This window comes from Lysobacter sp. Root690, from assembly GCF_001427785.1.
Taxonomy (GTDB): domain Bacteria; phylum Pseudomonadota; class Gammaproteobacteria; order Xanthomonadales; family Xanthomonadaceae; genus Lysobacter.
This window is the reverse complement of sequence record NZ_LMHM01000017.1, coordinates 17,679-37,868: the sequence shown is the minus strand read 5'-3', so window position 1 is coordinate 37,868 and position 20,190 is coordinate 17,679. Positions and strand designations below refer to the sequence as shown.

The following is a 20,190-nucleotide window of genomic DNA, read 5'->3' as shown; positions in this document are numbered from 1 at the left end:
GGCGCGCATGCCGCCACTGTACCGCCGGCGACCGCGGCCACCCGCGTCAGCCCGGTGCGACCCGATGCCGCACTCGGCGCGACCAGCGAATCGGAGCGATAATGCCGCCTTCGCATTCATGCGCGCGCCGCGCGCGCCCGAGGAGGCCGCGATGAACGAGTCGCTGAAGATCCTGCTGGTTGTCGCCTTCCTGATCGTCATCGTGTGGAACCTGGGCGCCGGTCTGTATTACATGCTGGTGGACAAGGGTCAGAGCAAGCGCACCGTCAACGCGCTGACCCGTCGTATCGCGCTGTCCGTCGCGCTGATCCTGCTGGTGGTCCTGGCGATCTACATGGGCTGGATCACGCCGCATGGGGTGGGGTCGAATCCGAATTGAGGCGGTGGATGGCTGGCCGAGGTTGGCTGGCTGATTGCGTTGGCTACGGCGCGGGAACAACGCACCTTGCCACTGCGTCCTAGCGAGCGCAGACCGATCCGAAACCGCTGAGCAGAACGCTTGCGCCTCTCTCCAGATCGTCATTCCCGCGAAGGCGGGCTCCGCTTTACTTCGGCGGAGCCGAACATCCAGGGCCTTTCGTGCGAGAACGTTTGAAGTCTCTGGATTCCCGCCTTCGCGGGAATGACGGCCGTGGGGTGTCGTGCCCTACTGGCGCACTCACCTCTTCGACTGCTCTTTACTGCATCTAAGACCCTGCACACCACCGGCATCGAGCGTGTCTGCGGCTAGAAACGACGCGGCACCGCCACAAACACAACCCAACACCACCCAACACCACCAACACCACCGCAAAAACGAAAGGCCGGCAGCGCCGGCCCTCGTCATGGTTTTACCGTTCTCGTCGTCGCGCGCTTACAGCACGTAAACGAACAGGAACAAACCCAGCCACACCACGTCGACGAAGTGCCAGTACCAGGCCACCGCTTCGAACGCGAAGTGGTTGTCCTTGTCGAAATGGCCCTTGAGGCAGCGGAACCAGATGATCGCCAGCATCAAGGTACCCAGGGTCACGTGCAGACCATGGAAGCCGGTGAGCATGAAGAAGGTCGAACCGTAGATGCCCGAACCCAGGGTCAGGTTCAGCTCGGTGTAGGCGTGGATGTATTCCTCGGCCTGGAAGAACAGGAACACGCAGCCCAGCAGCACGGTCAGGCCCAGCCAGAACAGCAGCGCCTTGCGGTGACCGCCCTTGAGCGCGTGGTGCGCGGCGGTGACGGTCGAACCGGAGGTCAGCAGGATCAGGGTGTTGAGCAGCGGCAGGCCCCATGCCGGGATGGTCTCGAACGCGCCGCCGACGCCGCCGGGGCCGCTGCTCGGCCAGGCCGCGCTGAATTCCGGCCACAGCAGGCTGTTGGTCATCACGCCGTCGCCGTCGCCGCCGAGCCACGGCAGCGCGAACTGGCGCGCGTAGAACAGCGCGCCGAAGAACGCGGCGAAGAACATCACTTCCGAGAAAATGAACCAGACCATGCCCATGCGGAAGGACACGTCGACCTGCTTGTTGTAGTTGCCGCGCACCGATTCGCGGATCACGTCGCCGAACCAGCCGAACAGCACGCCGATCATCATCGCGATGCCGACGAAGAAGGTGGGCTTGCCCCAGTTGACTTCGTTGAGCCAGCTGGCGACGCCGATCATGGTGGTGAACAGCCCGATCGAACCGAGGAACGGCCAGCGGCTGCTGTGCGGCACGTAGTAGATGTTGGCGTCTGGCGTGTGGGCGTGGGCCATGGCGGCGTTCCGTTGGTGATTAGTGCGAGGCTTACGGCGCCGCCAGCGGCGAGGCCGGCGTCTTCGACGTCGCCCCCTGCTGCAGGCGCGCGGTCAGCGCGTCGTTCTTGAAGAACGTGTAGGACAAGGTGACCGTTTCGACATCGGCCGGAAGATTCGGGTCGATGATGAAACGCACCGGCATTTCGCGCGCTTCGCCGGCCTGCAAGGTCTGGGCGGTGAAGCAGAAGCATTCGGTCTTGTTGAAATAGCCCGACGCGCGCGCCGGCGCCACCGAAGGCGAGGCGCTGCCGACGATCGCACGGTCCGTCGTGTTACGGGCGTAGTAGGTGGTCTCGTACTGCTCGCCCGGACGCACCTTCATGCTGAGCACGTGCGGCTTGAAGTCCCACGGCAGCTTGGAATTGACGCTGCCGTCGAACTGCACGGTGACCATGCGATCGGAGACCGCGTGCCCGCCGAGATCGGCCTCGGCCACGCCACGTTCCAGGCGGATGCCGAACACTTTCTCGCAGGCGATGCGGTACATCGGCACCAGCGCGAAGGTGAAGGCGAACGCTCCGAGCGCGACGCCGACCATGATCTTGGTCATCTTCGGGCCGGACTGGGCGCGGGCCTGATTGACCTCGGGCTGACTTACACCGGGCTGGTTCGCACCGACCTGATCGACACCGGCCTGATCGACACCGGCCTGTTCGCCCTTGGACTCGTGCGCGCTCATTGGTTCAGCACCCCGAGCGCGATGAAACCGACATACACCGCGATCGCGGCCAGCCCGAACCACAGCGCGGTGCGGCGCGCGGCCGAACGGCGTTGGGTCAGATCGGTCTGGTCGGTCGACTGGGTCATGGCGGTCTTCTTGGAGGGGCGCCCTGCGCTCGTTCGCCGAAGCGTCCGAGCGCGGGCCTCACCCGATCATGCGCTCTTAGTGGGTGATGTCGCCGTGGGCCAGATCGCCGTCGCGGATGACCGGCGGGGTGCCGAAGGTGTGGTGCGGCGCCGGGCTCGGCACGGTCCACTCCAGGCCCTTGGCCGATTCCCACGAACGCGCTTCGGCCTTGACGCCGTAACGCTTCGAGTGCCACAGGATGCCAAGCATCATGAACGGGGTCAGGAACATGCCGAACGCGCCGATCGAGCTGATCAGGTTCCAGTCCGCGAACACCACGTTGTAGTCCGGGATGCGGCGCGGCATGCCGGCCAGGCCCAGGAAGTGCTGCGGGAAGAACAGCAGGTTGACGAAGATCATCGTCCACCAGAAATGGAACTTGGCCGCCGGCTCGCTGTACATGCGGCCGGTCCACTTCGGCCACCAGTAATAGACCGCGGCGATGATCGAGAACAGCGCGCCGGTCACCAGCACGTAGTGGAAGTGCGCGACCACGAAGTAGGTGTCGTGGTACTGGAAGTCGGCCGGCACGATCGCGAGCATCAGGCCCGAGAAACCGCCGATGGTGAACAGGATCACGAACGAGATCGCCCACAGCATCGGCGCCTCGAATGAGATCGAGCCGCGCCACATGGTGGTGACCCAGTTGAACACCTTCACGCCGGTCGGGACCGCGATCAGCATGGTCGCGAACATGAAGTAGATCTCGCCACCGAGCGGCATGCCGACGGTGAACATGTGGTGCGCCCACACGATGAACGACAGGAACGCGATCGACGCGGTCGCGTACACCATCGCCTGATAACCGAACAGCGGCTTGCGGCTGAAGGTCGGGATGATCTCCGACACCACGCCGAACGCCGGCAGAATCATGATGTAGACCTCGGGGTGACCGAAGAACCAGAAGATGTGCTGGAACATCACCGGGTCGCCGCCGCCGGCCGCGTTGAAGAACGAGGTGGCGAAGAACTTGTCGGTCAGCAGCATCGTCACCGCGCCCGCGAGCACCGGCATCACCGCGATCAGCAGGAACGCGGTGATCAGCCAGGTCCAGCAGAAGATCGGCATCTTCAACAGGTCCACGCCCGGGGCGCGCATGTTGAGGATGGTGGCGATGACGTTGATCGCGCCCATGATCGAACTGATGCCCATCATGTGGATGGCGAAGATCGCGAACGCCACGTTGGAGCCGCCCTGCAGCGACAGCGGCGGGTACAGCGTCCAGCCGCCGGCCGGCGCGCCGCCCGGCAGGAACAGGGTCATCAGCAGCAGGGTGAAGGCGAACGGCAGGATCCAGAACGACCAGTTGTTCATGCGCGGCAGCGCCATGTCCGGCGCGCCGATCTGCAACGGGATCATCCAGTTGGCCAGGCCGACGAAGGCCGGCATCACGCCGCCGAAGATCATCACCAGCGCATGCATGGTGGTCATCTGGTTGAAGAACTCGGGCTTGACGAACTGCAGGCCCGGCTCGGCCAGTTCGGCTCGGATGATCACCGACATGCCCGCGCCGATGATGAACATCACGAAGCTGAAGATCAGATACAGCGTGCCGATGTCCTTATGGTTGGTCGAGAAGAACCAACGCTCGATGAAGCCCTGCTGGTGGGCATGATGATCATCGTGATCGTGATGATGATCGGCGACGGGGTGCGTGGCTGCCATGGCCTACCTCTGAGAATGCTTGGACGATCAACCGGCGACCGCGGGAGCCGCGGTCGTGGTGTCGGAATTCGAAGCCGCGGCGGCCGGCGCGGCGGGCGCCGCTTCGGTCGGGGCGGCGGCAGGCGCAGCAGCCGGGGTCGCCGGCGCGGCAGGCGGTGCGTTCTTGGCCTTCTGATCGGCCAGCCAGCGCTGGTACTCGACCTTGGACACCGCGCGCACGACGATCGGCATGAAGCCGTGGTCCTTGCCGCACAGCTCGGCGCACTGGCCGCGGTAGATGCCCGGTTCCTTGATGTCGGTCCAGGCCTCGTTGACGATGCCCGGGATCGCGTCCTGCTTCCAGCCCAGGGCCGGCACCCACCACGCGTGGATCACGTCGTCGGCGGTGATCACGAAGCGGATCTTGGTGTTGACCGGCAGCACCAGCACGTTGTCGACGTCGAGCAGGTAATGCTCGTGGTCGGCGGCGCTGACGTGCTTGCCGCTCTGGCGCAGCTGGTCGCTCTTGCGGTCCAGACGGCTGGTGAAGGACACGCCTTCGCCGAGGTAGTCGTACTTCCACATCCACTGGTAGCCGGTGACCTTGACGGTCATCCCCGCGTCGCGGGTGTCGTACATCGCGATCAGCTTGCTGGTCGCCGGGAACGCCATCAGCACCAGCAGCACCACCGGCACCACGGTCCAGACGATCTCCAGCTTGGTGCTGTGGACGAAGTCCTTGTCGGGCACCGCGCCCTTGGACTTGCGGAACTTGAACATGGCCACGGCCATCGCGCCGAAGACCAGGATGCCGATCACCACGCAGATCCACAGCGCCAGCATGTGCGCGGAGTAGGCGTTCATCGACTGGGCGGTGACGCCCTTGCCCATGTTCAGCTGCCACGGCTTAGGGTCCGCAGCCTGGGCAAACGCGAGGACCGGCAGCGCCATCGAGGCGATGCCCGCTGCCCACTGCTTGAAACGACCGGCTTTCATCAGTTCGAGCCCCGAAAAATCAGTGTGATGTTCACGACGCGCTCCGCGGGCTGCCTTTCCCGGCACCGTCCTGCGCCATGGAGCTGGGCAGGGGGCCGTCCGGTCTAAAGGTGGCTGGCGAGCCCTGATCAGGGCCCATCACGCCGGCATCGGCGCTACGGATAACCGAGAAATGGTAGCGGCCGACCCGTCCTGCGGCAACCCGGAACTGCGAGCCTGGCGCGCGCGCCACCGCCGTCGCACTACGCCGCACGGGGCTTTGCGCGTGCTTCCGGGCGGTTATGGCCTCTCAATGAAGTCCCGCGCAAACGTGATCCATGCAAGTTCCGGTGGGCTATAAACGCGCCGATCGCGCCGATCGCGCCATCGGCGCCCGCCGCGCAGCGTGGCGACCTTGCTCAGCGTGTCCCTTCGGGCCCTCGCCGCGGCCCGACACCGCGGACGCGACCCAGGCCCGGTCCCGGGCCGTCCGCGCCCGAGAGAAAGCTCTAAAATGTCGGACTTCCCACCCCCGTGCCGGGCCCGATGTCCACCAATGCTCCCTCCGCCGTCGCCAGCGACGGCCCGCCGCCGACTTCAATGATCAGCCCCGAGCTGCCGCCGCCCACCACCGGTCCGCGCGCCGCGCTGACCTCCGGCTGGGTCCGCGACGAAGCCGATCACGTCCGCCACCTGCTCGAGATCGCGCGCCTGCCCGATGCCGACCGCGACGCCGCCCAGGCCACCGCGGCCGATCTGGTCAAGCGCGTGCGCGCCCGCGCGCAGGATCAGGGCGCGATCGAAGCCTTCATGCGCCAGTACGACCTCGGCAGCGACGAAGGCGTGCTGCTGATGTGCGTGGCCGAAGCGCTGCTGCGCATTCCGGATCAGGACACCGCCGACAAGCTGATCCGCGACAAGCTCGGCGACGCCGACTGGAAGCGGCATCTTGGGCAATCGGACTCCGTGCTGGTCAACGCCTCGACCTGGGGCCTGATGCTGACCGGCAAGCTGGTCGATCTGGCCGACGACACCAAGCGCGACGTCCACAACGCCTTCAAGCGACTGGTCGGCCGGGTCGGCGAACCGGTGATCCGCCTGGCCGTGCGCCAGGCGATGCGGATCATGGGCCACCAATTCGTCATGGGCCGCAGCATCGGCGAAGCGCTGTCGCGTTCGAAGAAGGGCGACAACGCGAATTACCGCTATTCCTTCGACATGCTCGGCGAAGGCGCGCTGACCACCAAGGATGCGCTGCGTTATCAGCAGGCGTATCGCGACGCCATCCATGCGATCGGCAAGAGTGGCAATTACAAGAGCGCCGACGTGTTCGCCACCCCGTCGATTTCGGTCAAGCTGTCCGCGCTGCACCCGCGCTACGAGCACGCCAAGCGCGAGCGCGTGTTCGCCGAACTGACGCCGCGCGTGCTCGAACTGGCGCAGTTGGCCAAGAGCTACGGCATCGGCTTCACTATCGACGCCGAGGAAGCCGATCGCCTGGAAATGTCGCTGGACCTGATCGCCGCGGCCTACAGCGACAAGTCGCTGGACGGCTGGGAAGGCTACGGCCTGGCGATCCAGGCGTACCAAAAGCGCGCGCCCGAAGCGATCGATTTCATCGCCGACCTCGCGCGCAAGACCGGCCGCCGCATTCCGGTGCGACTGGTCAAGGGCGCGTACTGGGACAGCGAGGTCAAGCGCGCCCAGGTCGACGGCCAGGCCGGCTATCCGGTGTTCACCCGCAAGCCGAACACCGACGTGTCGTATCTGGCGAACGCGCGGCGCATGCTCGAAGCCGGCGACGCGATCTATCCGATGTTCGCCACGCACAACGCGCAGACCATCGCCACCATCCACCAGCGCGCCAAGGCCATGGGCCGCTCGCAGCACTTCGAATTCCAGAAGCTGCACGGCATGGGCGACGACTTGTACGCCGAAGTGATTCCGGCCGACCGCTTGAACGCGCCGTGCCGCGTGTATGCGCCGGTCGGCTCGCATGAGGATCTGCTTCCTTACTTGGTGCGCCGCCTGCTCGAGAACGGCGCCAACTCCAGCTTCGTCAACCGCATCACCGACGAGGCCATCGCGATCGACGACCTGATCCAGGATCCGGTCGAAACCGTCGCCGCGTTCGACAGCATCCCGCATCCGCGCATTCCTCTTCCCGCCGATTTGTATCGCAGCTTTGGCTTCGACAGGACCAATTCCATGGGCGTCAATCTCGCCAACGATCAGCAACTGCAGACCCTCGCCGCGCAAGTCAACGCCGCCGCGGCCGCCGATTGGCGCGCCACCCCGCTGGTGCCGGGCGCGACCGTCACCGGTCCCGATATCGCCGTGACCAACCCGGCCGACCGCCGCGAAATCGTCGGCCAGTGGCAGGCCGCCGACAGCGCCACGGTCGAGCTCGCGCTGAAGAACGCGGTCGCCGCGCAGGAAGCCTGGGACACGATGCCGGCCGCCAGCCGCGCGACCATCCTCGAACACGCCGCGACCTTGCTCGAACAGCGCATGCCGCAGTACATCGCGCTGTGCACCAAGGAAGCCGGCAAGACCATTCCCGACGGCGTCGCCGAAGTGCGCGAAGCGGTCGATTTCCTGCGTTACTACGGCGCCCAGGCGCGCAAACTGTTCGCGCCCGAAGCCCTGCCCGGCCCGACCGGCGAATCCAACACCCTGCATCTGTCGGGCCGCGGCGTGTTCGTGTGCATCAGCCCGTGGAACTTCCCGCTGGCGATCTTCGCCGGGCAGATCTCCGCCGCGCTCGCCGCCGGCAACAGCGTGATCGCCAAGCCGGCCGAACAGACCAATCTGATCGGTTACTACGCCGTCAAGCTGCTGCACGAAGCCGGCGTGCCCGAAGCGGTGCTGCAGTTCCTGCCCGGCGACGGCGCCACCGTCGGCGCCGCGCTGACCAAGGACCCGCGCGTGGCCGGCGTGGCCTTCACCGGCTCGACCGACACCGCGCGCGCGATCAACCGTTCGCTGGCCGCGCGCGACGCCGCGATCGGCGTGCTGATCGCCGAAACCGGCGGCCAGAACGCGCTGATCGCCGACTCGTCGTCGCTGCCGGAGCAACTGGTCAAGGACGCGATCGGCTCGGCCTTCACCTCGGCCGGCCAGCGCTGCTCGGCCGCGCGCGTGCTGTTCGTGCAGGAAGACATCGCCGACAAGGTCACCACCATGCTCGCCGGCGCGATGGCCGAGCTGAAAGTCGGCAACCCCGGCCTGCTGTCGACCGACGTCGGCCCGGTGATCGACGAAGACGCGCTGAAGATGCTGGTCGACCATGCCGCGCGCATGGACACCGAAGCGACCAAGATCGCCGAAGTGCCGGTCGACGCCGACAGCGCCCATGGCAGCTTCTTCGCGCCGCGCGCGTATGCGCTCAAGTCGCTCGATCAGCTGCACAAGGAAGTGTTCGGCCCGGTGCTGCACGTGATCCGCTGGAAGGCCGATCAGCTCGACGCGGTGATCGACGCGATCAACGCCACCGGTTACGGCCTGACCCTGGGCATCCACTCGCGCATCGACGAAACCATCGACCGCATCAGCGCGCGGGTGAAGGTCGGCAACTGCTACGTCAACCGCAACCAGATCGGCGCGGTCGTCGGCGTGCAGCCCTTCGGCGGCCAGAACCTGTCCGGCACCGGCCCCAAGGCCGGCGGCCCGCACTACCTGCCGCGCTTCACCACCGAAAAGACGATCACCGTCAACACCACCGCGGCCGGCGGCAACGCTTCGCTGCTGACCCTGGGCGATTGATCGCCGTGCGCGGCGGGGCGAGCTGTTCGTCCCGCCGCGCCGTTTGCGCCGCTTCCTGTAGGAGCGGCGCGAGCCGCGACCGCGACATCCGGCTTACGTCGCAGGCACGATGCTGCGGTTACGCCCCAAGCCACGCCTTCATTTCTCTACGCGGCATCGCCCACTCCCTGTAGGAGCGGCGCAAGCCGCGACCGCGACACCTCGCCCGTATCGCAGGCACGAGGTCGCGATTACGCCTACGCCACGACGTTTCGCCACGCGGGATCGCCATCCCCTGGCGGCGCGCGATCACGACACCCCGGTTACGACGTCGGCGTGGTTTCGCGGTCGCGGCTTGCGCCGCTCCTACAGTCGGACTTCGGACGTTCGCGCAGGCGGATGGTTGATTCGCCCAGCGCGCCCCGACACCCGGCCTGCGACCGCCGTCGCAGATGCCCCTACGCCCGAGCGCAGTACGCTTACGCCATCGCCCACTGGAGACACGGACCATGTCCCGTCATCTGCCGCTGTTGGCCGCAAGCTTATGCGCGCTCACCGCCTGCGCCACCCTCGCCCCGCTGCCGGTCAAGCCCGGCGATCCGAGCGCGTGCAGCGAACGCCGCCAGGATCGGGTGCTGTTCGGCATGAACAGTCCCGACGGCCCGGTCAGCGAAACGCAATGGCAGGCGTTCCTCGCCGAGGTGGTGACGCCGCGGTTTCCCGCCGGGCTCACCGTGTATCAGGCCAAGGGCCAGTGGCGCGGCGACAGCGGCCAGGTCGAGCAGGAAGACTCGCGCGCGATCGACCTGATCCACGCCGATACCGCCGAGGAGCGCAAGCGCGTGGTCGAGGTCGCCGACGAGTACAAGCGCCGCTTCAAGCAGGAAGCGGTGCTGATCGTGAGCACGCCGGCGCGGGCGTGCTTCGCGCAAGCGCGGGCCGGATCGCGCCACGAGAGTTAAGTCGGTATTTCGCCCGAGCGAATCGGACCGAATGGATTCAATGCCGGGTCGGCGAAGCCATGCGTGCATCTTTCGATCAAAACGTACGCGTCACCGATCGTTTCCGCAAATCCGTTAGCGCTAAATCCATCAGCGCTTGAAATCAGTCCGCCGCTCCAGCTGAAACAGCTGATCGCCGATATCCTCCAGCCGCGCCGCGACCACCGTCTGCGCGTCGTACACCCCGCGGTTGTAGTAGTACCCGCCGATTTCCTCGGAAATGAAGTCGATCAGGAACTCCGCGTCGAACCGGCCGATCTGTTGCTTCAACTCTTCGCTGAAGTAGCGCTGCAGCTTGGCCACGATCAGGGTCTTTTCTTCGCTGGAGAATTTTATGTCGCTCATCGATCGGTCCGGGCTGGAAGAGGAAGGCAGGATGCGGACCGCGCCGCATCCTCGCCGGTCGCGCACAGTATGCGTCGCGCGTCGCAGGCGCTGATTCGCGCGCGGTATCACACGCCGATGCACACACCAGGCAAAGCTCAATCCGTCGCCGGCCCATCGATACGCGGCCGCCAATCCTCGACCGTGCCGCGCGCCAGCCGGGCCTCCACCAGCCTGCGCCACGACGGCACCAATGGCAGCGCCAGCAGGTCGCGCAACTCGTCCAGCTCCAGAGTGCGCGTATACAGCAAGGTTGCGATGCGCTGCAGCGTCCACTGCGGCCACGGCCGCTCAAGCAGCGTCATCGTCTCGCCGGCGGCGATCTCGCCAGGGTGCAGCACCCGGTAATACCAGCCGGTGCGCCCGCTGGCCTGCATCTGCCGCGCCATGTCGGCCACGCCGAAGCGATCGTTGAGTTTCCAGCACGGCTGCCGGGCCTGGCTCACTTCAATCAGCACCTCACCGATGCGATAGCGATCGCCCAGGCATACCTGCGCCTCGGTCAGTCCGTGACTGCTGAGGTTCTCTCCGAATGCGCCGGGCTCGCGCAGCAGCGCGTGCGCGCCGATCCGCTCGGCCCACCAGGAGTAGTGATCGCGCGGATAGTGATGCAGCGCCTTGTCGGGCCCGCCATGCACGCGCAGGTCGCCCTGCTCGTCGCCATCCAATCCCAGCGGGCCGACCCGCACGCGTCCGGCGAACGCGCGCTTGGCGATCGCGCTGACGCTGCCCGGCCGCGTGTAAGGTCGGGCGCGTCCGCGCAACAGCGCGTCGATAACGGTGTCGGACTGGATCAAAGCGATGGCGCTCTCGAACGAGGTCATGACCGGCGATGTCGTGACCAGCGCGGCCCCGGACAAGGTCCGCATCGCAACGATGGCCTCGCGCGAGCCGGCGTGGTCTACGCCGCCATTCTCGCACCTGCGCGAGGTCATGCCGCTTCAAGCCAACCGCGGCCAGGCGAAAGGCACTCGTCCGCGTTGCGCACGCCTTCCCGCCCATGGCGATGCCCGGATGAACGAACCGGGACCTCAATCACGAGGCGCGCCCGCTCGAACGCGGATGCGGTCGGCCCGGGCCCGGCCTTCCGGCGCATCGTCCACGGACGTCGACTGTGAGAACTCGGTCAACGTTGCTGGAAGTCGGTCGCAAAAAGGCTTGACTCTGGACCATGGTCCAGACCGAACACTGTTCCAATACCCGCCACTGTGAACATGGAGGTGCGCAATGAAGATTGGGGAGCTCGCGCAGCGCGCTGGGGTGGGTATCGACACGGTGCGCTATTACGAACGCCGGGGTTTGTTGCCGCTGCCGATGCGCCAATTGTCGGGCTATCGGCGTTTCGAGGCGAAGGACATCGCCCGGCTGCAGTTCGTGCGCAAGGCCAAGGCGCTCGGATTCACCCTGGAGGAAATCCGCGAACTGCTCGCCCTGTCCAGCCGGCGCGGCGGCGACATGGCCGGGGTCAAGGCGACCACGACCCAGAAGCTGGCCGACCTGGAATCCAAGATCGACGAACTCACACGTATACGCAACGGACTGCGGATCCTGCTCAATTCGTGCCCCGGGCACGGAGCGGTGGAGCGCTGCCCGATTCTCAACGCCCTGGGAGGGGATGAAACATGAGCGATACACAGGCATCGGACAAGCCATCCGACAACGTCGAAGACGTCCCGCGCGACTGCTGCTCCGCCGCGCGAACCTGCGCCAGCACCGCCGCTGCAACGGCAACCAGCATCGATCCTGTCTGCGGCATGCAGGTGGACCCGGCCGCAACGCCGCATCGCCTCGCCCTGGCCGGTGTCGAACACTACTTTTGTTCGGCGCATTGCCGCCAAACGTTCGCCGATTCCAACGCGCAGGCATCGGCGGCGCGCTGAAACCTAGCTCCAGCGATGTATGGGGACTATCCCGGTAAGCGCAGCGGCCGCGCATAGCGAAGCTATCCGCGCAGCCTGACGGGCCGCCGAGCGCGGCGCGGCATCCGGGGTTCTTGATTGCCAACAAACACCATGGTCGCGAGTCGATCGCGGCGCGTGCGCCTGCGCGCCGTTCATTCACAGCCAGCGGCCATTCGCCAGCAAACGGGGACACTCATGAACGAGACCAGCACGTTTCGCGATACGCAGCACGCAAAAACTCCTTCCGGCCACGCCACGCCGGCGTCGGCCGACGCATCGATCCTGCTGGCCGAAGCGCTGAAGCCCGGAGCGGCCAGTTCGCGGACCGCGCTCGCGGCCGACGCCTTGCTCGCGCTCACCCAGAAGGGACTCGAGGGCGATGCGACCGCGTATGCGCAGTACCAATCCATCCTGCTCGACCTGCACGTTCCCGGCGAGCCACGCACCGAACCGACCCGGCGCTGGCTGGCGAGCCAGATCTATCAGGTCGAAGACCGGTTCGCGCCGGCGCTCGCGGACTTCCAGGTCGTGCCGGTGGATCAGTTCCGCGCCAAGGTCGATGCCGAGATCGCCTCGCGCACGCGGGTCAAACACCCGATGTCGCTGCACCTGTTCCAGGGCACGCCGCCGCTGCGCGACGTGCGCCTGTTCCTGCAGCATCACTGGAACCGCTCGTACAACTTCTACAGCCTGCTGGCCGAACTCGCGTTCCGGTTCGAGGCCATCCACGACGCTTCCGTTTTCTATCGCAACCTCTACGGCGAAGCCGGCGCGGAGACGCCCGACAACGCGCATCCGACCTTGCTGGCGCGGCTGATGGCGTATTTCGACATCCCGCTGCGGGTCGACTTCGCCGCGCTCGATCCGCTGGAAAAGGCCTACCTCAACAACCGCATCCGCTGCGTTCGCCACACCGACGTGGCCTGGGGATTGTCGCTGGTGTACGCGGTCGAATCGGTCAGCTGCGTCAACCACCTGCGGATCTACGAACTGCTGCAGCGCATGGGCGTTCCCGACGGGCCGAGCGAATTCCATCGCCTGCATGGAACGCAGGACGAGATCGACACCGAGGAGATGTGGGAACTCATCGCCAAGTTCGCTCACAGCGAATCGTTCCAGCGCACCTTCATGCAATCGCTGACGCGTCACTTCGACATCAATCGGGCCTATTTCGACATGTTGTGGCGACAGATGCAGGGACAGCACATCCACTAAGCCCCGATTCCTCACCGTGCCTGCCAAGGAGCGCGCATGTCGAACACTCGCAATCATTCCCTGCCACAGCTCGAAGCCCTTCAGACCAACCGCGCGCGCATCCTCGCCCGCGCGCTGGAACCCAAGGCCTCGTTCGCCCATCTGGAAACGGCGGCCAAGACCTTGTCCGAACTGGCCGAAACCGCGCTCAACGGCAACAGCGACAGCCATGCCGAGTACCAGAAACTGCTGTACATCCTGTCGCTCAGCGACGACACCGCCACCGCGCTCGCGCGTCGCTGGCTGTGCAACTGGGCGTATCGGGTAGAGGAACGTTTCATTCCCGCCGCTGAAGTGCCCACGGCCTTGTCGGAAGCCGAGTTCCTGGCGCGCATAGAACAAGAGGTGTCGTCGCGCTCGCGCGAGAAGCACCCGATGTCGCAGTACATCTTCGAAGGCTCCGCTTCGCCGGCGCAGCTGCGGGTGTTCCTGCACCGGCAGTGGTTCCGCACCTTCCGCCTGTACCGCGAGGCCGCGGATCTGCTGGTGAACCTGGTCGACGTGGACGACGCGGCGGCGCTCGGCCGCTATCTGCACGGAGAACTGGGCGAAGAGGACGAAGTGCGCTCGCACCCGCGGCTGCTGGCCAAGTTGCTCGATGCCGTCGATCTGGACGCGGACTTCCAGGCCGTCAGCACGATGCCCGAGGAAATCGCGTACTTGAACAATCGCGTGCGCAGCTTCCGCAACCCGGACGTGGGCTGGGGCCTGGCGGTGTTCTACATCACCGAAATCGTCGTGCCGGGCAATCACGAGAAGCTCTACAACGCGCTGCTCCAGGCCGGCCTCAGCGAGGACGCCGCCGAGTACTACAAGATCCACGTCAGCCTGGTGCCGCCGCGCGCCAAGCGCGAGTGGCAGCTGATCTCGCGACGCATCGCCGATCCGGCGTTCCAGAAATCGTTCCTGACTTCGCTGGCGCAGCACTTCCGGGTCGAGCGGGCGTACTACGACGCGGTCTGGGACGAAATGCAGAGCGTGCAGTGACCGTCCTTTCGCCCGCCAGCCAAGCCACCGGATCAGCCAGCATGCCGAGCCACGTCAGCGAATCGCGCATCCATGGCGGCGTTTACTCCGATCCGGAGTTCGCCGCGATCTTCTCCGATTGCAATCAGCTGCAGAAATGGCTCGATGTCGAGCGCGCGCTCGCGTCGACGCAGGCGCAGATGGGCCTGATCCCGCATGAGGCCGCGCAGGAAATCGCGCGCCGCACTCATGTGGAGTTGTTCGATCTCGAACGGCTCGGCCGCGAGAGCCGCGAAACCGGGCACATCCTGATTCCGACGATCTGGGCGCTGGCCGAGCGCTGCCAGAACGGATGGGGCGAGTACGTTCACTACGGCGTGACCACCCAGGACATCCTCGACACCGGACTGATGCTGCAGGTCGCCGAAGCCTGGGACCTCGTGCTCGCGCGGCTGCGTTCGATCCAGACCCAGCTGCTCGCGTTGGCGCGCAAGCACCGGCGCACGCCGATGGTCGCGCGCACCCACGGCCAGCACGCGTTGCCAACCACCTTCGGTTACAAGGTCGCGGTCTGGGTCGACGAGATCGATCGGCATCTGCAGCGTTTCGACGAGGCGCGTGCGCGGGTGATGGTGGGCAACCTCACCGGCGCGGTCGGCACCATGGCCTCGTTCGGCGCGCAGGGGTTCGAGGTCCAGCGACGCACCTTGGCCAGCCTCGGGCTCGATGCTCCGCGCACCAGTTGGCATTCGGTGCGCGATCGGATCCTGGAGGTGGGCGGATTGCTGGTCCAGTGCGCGGTCACGATGGGGCGGATCGCCAACGAGATCTATCACCTGCAGCGGACCGAAGTCGACGAGGTCCGCGAAGGAACCGCGCCCGGCAAGATCGGCAGCAGCACCATGCCGCACAAGCAGAATCCGTCGACCGCCGATCTGATCAGCGCGTTGTCGCGGCTGATCCGGGCGCAGATGGTCGCGCTCACCGATGCCGCGTTTCACCTGCACGAACGCGACGGCACGGCCTGGCGGATCGAATGGGCCGCCCTGCCCGAGTTGTTCGTCTACACCGGCGCGTTGCTCGCGCGCATGGACGAGATGTTGGCGGCGGGCCTGGACGTGCGCGAACAGCGCATGCGCGACAACCTCGACTTGCTCGGCGGGTTGATTCTGTCCGAGCGCGTGATGCTCGCGCTTGGCGGTCGCTTCGGCAAGCAGACCGCGCACGAACTGGTGCATGAAATATCGATGGAGGCGCGACGGCACGATGTTCCGTTCCGCGACGCCTTGCTCAAGGACGAGCGCCTGCGTGGCAGCTTCACGCCTCAGGCGCTCGAAGATCTGCTCGATCCGGTCACCTATGCGGGACTGGCCGTGGAGATGGTCGACCGGGTCGCGCGCGACGCGACCGGCCATCTGCGCGGCCGATCCTGAGCGGGCGACATCATCAAACGAGTTTCCAGTCAGCCCATTCTTGGATGGAGGGTATGCGATGGAACCACAGACCTTGAAAGTGACGCCGCATCCTGCGTTCGCCGCGCGCCGCGGTTGCTCGGTGAGCGAGCCGGCGGTGATCGACGACTGCCGGCACGAACACAGCCACATTCTGGATTCGAAGGTGCATGGCGGCGGCTACGCCGGTTCCGCGAGCCGGGCGATCTTCTGCGGCCGATGTCGGCTGCAGCGCTGGCTCGACGTCGAATCGGTGCTGGCGATGGCGCAGGCGGAAGTCCACATGATCCCGCTGCAGGCCGCGCTGGAAATCCAGCGCAGCGCGAAATTGTCGGCGATGAATCTGGACCAGATCGCCGACGGCGTGAGCAAGACCGGGCACTCGTTGATGCCGCTGCTGCGCGCGCTGCAGGACAACTGCAGTCCGAGCGCGCGCGAGTACGTTCACTACGGCGCGACCACCCAGGACATCCAGGACACCGCGCAGTCGCTGGAGATGCGCGACGTGCTCGACAGCGTCGACGTCGCGCTCGATGGCTTGATCGCGCAGCTCGCTGCGCTGGCGAACGCGCACCGCGGCTCGCTGATGGTCGCCAGAACCCACTCGATACCGGCCTTGCCCACGACCTTCGGTTTGAAAGTGGCCGGCTGGATCGATGAGTTGTTGCGCCATCGCGATCGCCTCGGACAGGCGCGCCAGCGCGTGCTCGTGGTGCAGTTGTTCGGCGGAGTCGGCACGATGGCCGCGTTCGGACCCGACGCCATGGCGCTGCTGAACGTGTTCGCGCGCCGGCTGTGCCTCGGCGTGCCGCACGCCGGCTGGCATGTGGCGCGCGACCGCGTCGCCGAATTCGTCAGCGCGCTGGCGATGATGACCGCGTCGTTGGCGCGGGTGGCCGACGAAATCCGCACCTTGAACCGCTGGGAGATCGCCGAGGTCGAAGTCGGCTGGTCGGAGCAGCAGATCGGCAGCAGCACGATGCCGCACAAGCGCAATCCGGAAGGCTGCGAGCAGGTCGTGGTGATGGCCCGCCTGGCCAAGGCGCAGGTCGTTCTCGCATTGGACGCGATGATCCTGGAGCACGAACGCGACTACCGCGGCACCCGCCTGGAGTGGTGCGCGGTCGCCGATGTCTCCCACTACGCGCTGACCGCGCTGGCCTTGCTCAGCGACACGATCGGCAAGCTCACCGTCAACGACGCGGCGATGGATCGCAACGCGCACGCTTACGGCGACGCGATCTGCATGGAGGCGTTCGTGTTCGAGATGGCCAAGACGCTCGGCAAAAGCAGCGCCTACGAAATCATCTTCGAACTCACCCAGGCCTGTCAGCGCGACCGGGTCTCGATCCGCGAGGCGGTCGAGTGCGATCCGCGGGTGCTCGCCGCCGTCGACGAGGGAAAGCTCGCGCGCCTGTTCGAACCCAGGGCGCATCTGGGAATGGCCGAGACCATCGTCGACGACGTACTGACTCAGGTCGGCAACCGTCGTTTCTGAAGCACTGGATTCATCAGCGCGAATGATCCGCGCGAACACACGCCGCATAACTCATCGGGAGAAAGGAATGTCAGTGAGCATCGAAGCCGATCCGGCCAAGGTCCAGCAGTTTTCCGCGCGCATCATGGAGGATTACGGCAATACGCTGCGCGGCGCCATGCTCTACATCGGCGACCAGTTGGGCCTGTTCAAGGCTCTGGCCCAGACCGGCGCGGTGACGCTGGAGGAACTCACCGATCACACCGGGCTCAACGCGCGCTATCTGCGCGAGTGGCTCGGCAGCATGGCGACCGGCGACTACGTGAGCTACGACCGCCACAGCAAGCGCTATCGCCTGCCCGACGAATTCGTCCCGGTGCTGGCCGACGAGGACTCGCCCTACTTCGCCGGCGGCATCATCCAGCTGAGCGTTCCGTTCGTGTCGATGGCGCCGCGGATCATCGAGGCGTTCCGTCATGGCGGCGGTGCGCCGGAAGAATCCTATCCGGTCGAAACCTGGCAGGGCATGGAGCGCATGACCATGCCCTGGTACAAGCACTTCCTCGTCCAGCATTGGATCCCGTCGCTGACCGGGGTCAAGGAAAAGCTCGAAGCTGGCGGCAGCGTGCTCGATTTCGGCTGCGGCAGCGGGCTGGCCGCGATCACCATGGCCCAGGCGTTTCCGAACGCCAGCATCCTGGGCTGCGATTTCCATCTGCCCTCGATCAAGCGCGCGCGCGCGAACGCGGATGCGGCCGGACTCGGCGATCGAGTGCGTTTCGAGGTCGCCGATTCCGATGCGCTGCTGGGCAAGAAGTTCGACTTCGTGACCACTTTCGTGGTGATCCACGACGCGGCCGATCCTCAGCAGATGATGAAGGACCTGCGCACCTCGACCGCCGACGACGGGACTTACCTCATGGTCGAGCTCAACCTGTCCGAGGAACTGCACGAAAACATGAATCTGTTCGGCCGGGTGATGTACCCGCAGAGCACGCTGTACTGCATGACCTGTTCGTTGTCGCACGGCGGCGCCGGGCTCGGCGCCTTCATGGGCGAAACCCGCGCGCGCGACATGGCCGCCAAGGCCGGCTTCAGCCGCGTACGCAAGGTGCCTTCCGATCGGCCGCCGTTGCCGGCGTTGTTCGAACTGCGGCCCTGAGCCGAAACGCGGGACGGCGATCAGCCGGTCGCGGGCAAAAAAAACCCCGCCGAGGCGGGGTTTTTCGTGCAGCGATGCGGCGTTGGATCAGAACTTGTACTGAGCGGCGATACCGAACAGATCGGCGTGGCCCTTGAACTTGCCGACCAGGGTCGAGCTGCTCGAGGACACCACGTCCACGTCCGGGCTGTCGATGGTGATGCGGGTATACGCCGCGTCGACGCTCAGGTGCTCGTTCGCGTTCCAGGTCAGACCGACCGAGTACAGCATGCGGTCGTTGTCGGGCAGACGCGGGGTGCGGTGGGTGTCGTTGGTCGGCGACTCATCCTTGGCCACGCCGCCGCGCAGGGTGAACGAATCGCTGAAGTCGTACTCGGCGCCGAGTGCGTACATCATCGTGTCGTCCCACTCGAACTTCTCGCTGGTGATCAGGTTGCCGTTGGCGCGCTTGATGTCCACCGACTGCAGCGAATGCCAATCGGTCTGCTGCGCGTCGAACATCATGCGGAACTGGTCGTTGAACGCATACGTCACGCTGACCGTATCGGTGCTCGGCGTGGTGAGCGCGGCGCCGCCGGGACCGTTGTTGTAGGTGGTGACGCCACCGGCCGCGAACACGGCCGCGACGTTGCCCGGCTTGGTGAACGTGATGTTGCCAGCCAGGTCATGGTCGATTTCCGAGCGGTGCGAATAGCCGATCGACAGCGCGTCGGTCGGCTTCCACTGGAAGCCGAGGATCCAGCCGATACCGGTGTCGTCGCCCTTGACCTTGGCCAGGCCGTCGTTCTTCTGCGGGCCGAACGCGGCGGCAGTCGGATTCGGGGTCAGGCACAGCGGACGGGTCTGCGGATTGGCGCAGATGCCCGAGCCGAAGTCGACGGCGTTGGTCAGCGTCGCTTCCGCGCGCTCGTAGACGAAGCCGGCGCCGACCGAGAAGCGGTCGGTGATCTTCACCGCGGCCGACAAGGTCAGGTCGATGGTCTTCACTTCCGACTCGATCGCGTTGTAGCGGCCGACCCAGGTGCTGTCGTATTCGGTCTTCAGGCCGAACGGAGCGCTGAGCTGCGCGCCGAGGGTGAGCTTCTCGAACGCGCCGTGCAACGGCACGACGATCGACATCGCCGGCACCGGGGTAGCGTCGCCCGGGTCGCCGCCGTTGCCGCCGGTCAGTGGGGTGCCCGCGCCGCTACGTCCGCCGCCTTTGAACTTCGCGGTCAGGTCGATCAGGGTGACGTCGGTGCGGATGGTGGTGGTGTCGAGATTGACCATCGCAGCCGGGTTGTTCGACACGACCGAGGCGTCGTCCTGGCCGGTCGCGCTGCCGGCGAAAGCACGGCCCTGGTTCTTGACGCTGTTCTCGCGAATCTGGAAACCGGTAGCGCCGGCCGAACCGAAGCTGATGACGCCAGCGATGCCGAGCGCGATCGCGGTCAGGCGGGTGTAGCGGTGTGAGGGTTGCATGCGTGTAGTCTCCGTTGGAGTATTTTTAGTCTTTCCTGGCCGTGTGCGCGGAACCGCAATTGCGAGCTCCATGCCGCCGGAAACCCCTCCCGACGTACGACGCCGTATGCACTATAGCGCGGCTATTAACCGAACGCTAACAATACGCC

18 protein-coding genes are annotated in these 20,190 nt (G+C 65.9%); 10 read left to right on the top strand and 8 right to left on the bottom strand.

Annotated elements, in window-relative coordinates; translation table 11 throughout:
- The first annotated feature begins 151 nt into the window (after nt 1-151).
- On the top strand, nt 152-379 hold the full coding sequence (locus ASD86_RS20855) for a twin transmembrane helix small protein (protein WP_036112601.1): 228 nt from the start codon (nt 152-154) through the stop codon (nt 377-379).
- A 474-nt stretch (nt 380-853) separates the two neighbouring features.
- On the opposite strand, the gene ASD86_RS20850 is transcribed toward ASD86_RS20855, so the two are convergent.
- The 5 genes from ASD86_RS20850 to coxB form a co-directional block, all read right to left on the bottom strand.
- On the bottom strand, nt 854-1,732 hold the full coding sequence (locus ASD86_RS20850; RefSeq protein WP_056115310.1) for a cytochrome c oxidase subunit 3: 879 nt from the start codon (nt 1,730-1,732) through the stop codon (nt 854-856).
- A 31-nt stretch (nt 1,733-1,763) separates the two neighbouring features.
- On the bottom strand, nt 1,764-2,453 hold the full coding sequence (locus tag ASD86_RS20845; RefSeq protein ID WP_082578580.1) for a cytochrome c oxidase assembly protein: 690 nt from the start codon (nt 2,451-2,453) through the stop codon (nt 1,764-1,766).
- Nucleotides 2,450-2,581 (bottom strand): hypothetical protein, encoded by a 132-nt coding sequence (locus tag ASD86_RS28225; RefSeq protein ID WP_255357308.1) that lies wholly within the window; start codon nt 2,579-2,581, stop codon nt 2,450-2,452. Before ASD86_RS28225 ends, ASD86_RS20845 begins: the two co-directional genes overlap by 4 nt.
- A gap of 76 nt (nt 2,582-2,657) precedes the next feature.
- The gene (gene ctaD, locus ASD86_RS20840; RefSeq protein ID WP_036112505.1) at nt 2,658-4,286 is read right to left on the bottom strand and encodes a cytochrome c oxidase subunit I; all 1,629 of its coding nucleotides are present in this window, start codon (nt 4,284-4,286) and stop codon (nt 2,658-2,660) included.
- Nucleotides 4,287-4,313: 27 nt separating this feature from the next.
- Nucleotides 4,314-5,216 (bottom strand): cytochrome c oxidase subunit II, encoded by a 903-nt coding sequence (coxB, locus tag ASD86_RS20835; RefSeq protein ID WP_235567869.1) that lies wholly within the window; start codon nt 5,214-5,216, stop codon nt 4,314-4,316.
- Between the two features lie 624 nt (nt 5,217-5,840).
- On the opposite strand from coxB, the gene putA reads away from it, so the two are divergent.
- Together putA and ASD86_RS20825 are read left to right on the top strand one after the other, a co-directional pair.
- Entirely contained in the window at nt 5,841-9,005 is a 3,165-nt protein-coding gene (gene putA / locus ASD86_RS20830) for a bifunctional proline dehydrogenase/L-glutamate gamma-semialdehyde dehydrogenase PutA (protein WP_056116451.1), read from the top strand.
- Between the two features lie 488 nt (nt 9,006-9,493).
- A complete protein-coding gene (locus ASD86_RS20825; protein ID WP_056115304.1) occupies nt 9,494-9,946 on the top strand; it encodes a DUF3574 domain-containing protein in 453 nt (150 codons plus the stop codon).
- A 129-nt stretch (nt 9,947-10,075) separates the two neighbouring features.
- Here the strand turns inward: ASD86_RS20825 and ASD86_RS20820 are convergent, their stop codons facing one another.
- A complete protein-coding gene (locus ASD86_RS20820) occupies nt 10,076-10,330 on the bottom strand; it encodes a DUF2164 domain-containing protein (protein ID WP_036112510.1) in 255 nt (84 codons plus the stop codon).
- 137 nt (nt 10,331-10,467) lie between these two features.
- Nucleotides 10,468-11,193, bottom strand: a complete 726-nt coding sequence (locus ASD86_RS20815) for an MOSC domain-containing protein (protein ID WP_056116448.1) — start codon at nt 11,191-11,193, stop codon at nt 10,468-10,470.
- A 403-nt stretch (nt 11,194-11,596) separates the two neighbouring features.
- Between ASD86_RS20815 and ASD86_RS20810 the strand changes: the two genes are divergently transcribed.
- From ASD86_RS20810 to ASD86_RS20780, 7 genes are all read left to right on the top strand, one after another.
- Nucleotides 11,597-11,995 carry a heavy metal-responsive transcriptional regulator gene (locus ASD86_RS20810; RefSeq protein WP_056115301.1) on the top strand — a complete coding sequence of 133 codons (399 nt, stop codon included), beginning with the start codon at nt 11,597-11,599 and terminating at the stop codon, nt 11,993-11,995.
- Nucleotides 11,992-12,249, top strand: a complete 258-nt coding sequence (locus ASD86_RS20805) for a YHS domain-containing protein (RefSeq protein WP_056115299.1) — start codon at nt 11,992-11,994, stop codon at nt 12,247-12,249. Before ASD86_RS20810 ends, ASD86_RS20805 begins: the two co-directional genes overlap by 4 nt.
- Before the next feature lie 216 nt (nt 12,250-12,465).
- On the top strand, nt 12,466-13,485 hold the full coding sequence (locus tag ASD86_RS20800; protein ID WP_082578578.1) for an HOASN domain-containing protein: 1,020 nt from the start codon (nt 12,466-12,468) through the stop codon (nt 13,483-13,485).
- A 36-nt stretch (nt 13,486-13,521) separates the two neighbouring features.
- A complete protein-coding gene (locus ASD86_RS20795) occupies nt 13,522-14,511 on the top strand; it encodes an HOASN domain-containing protein (protein WP_056115296.1) in 990 nt (329 codons plus the stop codon).
- A 41-nt stretch (nt 14,512-14,552) separates the two neighbouring features.
- A complete protein-coding gene (purB, locus tag ASD86_RS20790) occupies nt 14,553-15,923 on the top strand; it encodes an adenylosuccinate lyase (protein ID WP_056115293.1) in 1,371 nt (456 codons plus the stop codon).
- 58 nt (nt 15,924-15,981) lie between these two features.
- Nucleotides 15,982-17,439, top strand: coding sequence for an adenylosuccinate lyase family protein (locus ASD86_RS20785; RefSeq protein ID WP_056115290.1), 1,458 nt, complete (start codon nt 15,982-15,984; stop codon nt 17,437-17,439).
- Nucleotides 17,440-17,506: 67 nt separating this feature from the next.
- The gene (locus ASD86_RS20780; RefSeq protein ID WP_056115287.1) at nt 17,507-18,580 is read left to right on the top strand and encodes a class I SAM-dependent methyltransferase; all 1,074 of its coding nucleotides are present in this window, start codon (nt 17,507-17,509) and stop codon (nt 18,578-18,580) included.
- 87 nt (nt 18,581-18,667) lie between these two features.
- Here the strand turns inward: ASD86_RS20780 and ASD86_RS20775 are convergent, their stop codons facing one another.
- Nucleotides 18,668-20,041 (bottom strand): outer membrane protein transport protein, encoded by a 1,374-nt coding sequence (locus ASD86_RS20775; protein WP_056115284.1) that lies wholly within the window; start codon nt 20,039-20,041, stop codon nt 18,668-18,670.
- Nucleotides 20,042-20,190: the final 149 nt, after the last annotated feature.

Bases quoted from the DNA above. Each gene is read 5' to 3' on its own strand.
- ASD86_RS20855 (WP_036112601.1), top strand. From the start codon at position 152: ATGAACGAGTCGCTGAAGATCCTGCTGGTTGTCGCCTTCCTGATCGTC.
- ASD86_RS20850 (WP_056115310.1), bottom strand. From the start codon at position 1,732: ATGGCCCACGCCCACACGCCAGACGCCAACATCTACTACGTGCCGCAC.
- ASD86_RS20845 (WP_082578580.1), bottom strand. From the start codon at position 2,453: ATGAGCGCGCACGAGTCCAAGGGCGAACAGGCCGGTGTCGATCAGGCC.
- ASD86_RS28225 (WP_255357308.1), bottom strand. From the start codon at position 2,581: ATGACCCAGTCGACCGACCAGACCGATCTGACCCAACGCCGTTCGGCC.
- ctaD (WP_036112505.1), bottom strand. From the start codon at position 4,286: ATGGCAGCCACGCACCCCGTCGCCGATCATCATCACGATCACGATGAT.
- coxB (WP_235567869.1), bottom strand. From the start codon at position 5,216: ATGGCGCTGCCGGTCCTCGCGTTTGCCCAGGCTGCGGACCCTAAGCCG.
- putA (WP_056116451.1), top strand. From the start codon at position 5,841: ATGATCAGCCCCGAGCTGCCGCCGCCCACCACCGGTCCGCGCGCCGCG.
- ASD86_RS20825 (WP_056115304.1), top strand. From the start codon at position 9,494: ATGTCCCGTCATCTGCCGCTGTTGGCCGCAAGCTTATGCGCGCTCACC.
- ASD86_RS20820 (WP_036112510.1), bottom strand. From the start codon at position 10,330: ATGAGCGACATAAAATTCTCCAGCGAAGAAAAGACCCTGATCGTGGCC.
- ASD86_RS20815 (WP_056116448.1), bottom strand. From the start codon at position 11,193: ATGACCTCGTTCGAGAGCGCCATCGCTTTGATCCAGTCCGACACCGTT.
- ASD86_RS20810 (WP_056115301.1), top strand. From the start codon at position 11,597: ATGAAGATTGGGGAGCTCGCGCAGCGCGCTGGGGTGGGTATCGACACG.
- ASD86_RS20805 (WP_056115299.1), top strand. From the start codon at position 11,992: ATGAGCGATACACAGGCATCGGACAAGCCATCCGACAACGTCGAAGAC.
- ASD86_RS20800 (WP_082578578.1), top strand. From the start codon at position 12,466: ATGAACGAGACCAGCACGTTTCGCGATACGCAGCACGCAAAAACTCCT.
- ASD86_RS20795 (WP_056115296.1), top strand. From the start codon at position 13,522: ATGTCGAACACTCGCAATCATTCCCTGCCACAGCTCGAAGCCCTTCAG.
- purB (WP_056115293.1), top strand. From the start codon at position 14,553: ATGCCGAGCCACGTCAGCGAATCGCGCATCCATGGCGGCGTTTACTCC.
- ASD86_RS20785 (WP_056115290.1), top strand. From the start codon at position 15,982: ATGGAACCACAGACCTTGAAAGTGACGCCGCATCCTGCGTTCGCCGCG.
- ASD86_RS20780 (WP_056115287.1), top strand. From the start codon at position 17,507: ATGTCAGTGAGCATCGAAGCCGATCCGGCCAAGGTCCAGCAGTTTTCC.
- ASD86_RS20775 (WP_056115284.1), bottom strand. From the start codon at position 20,041: ATGCAACCCTCACACCGCTACACCCGCCTGACCGCGATCGCGCTCGGC.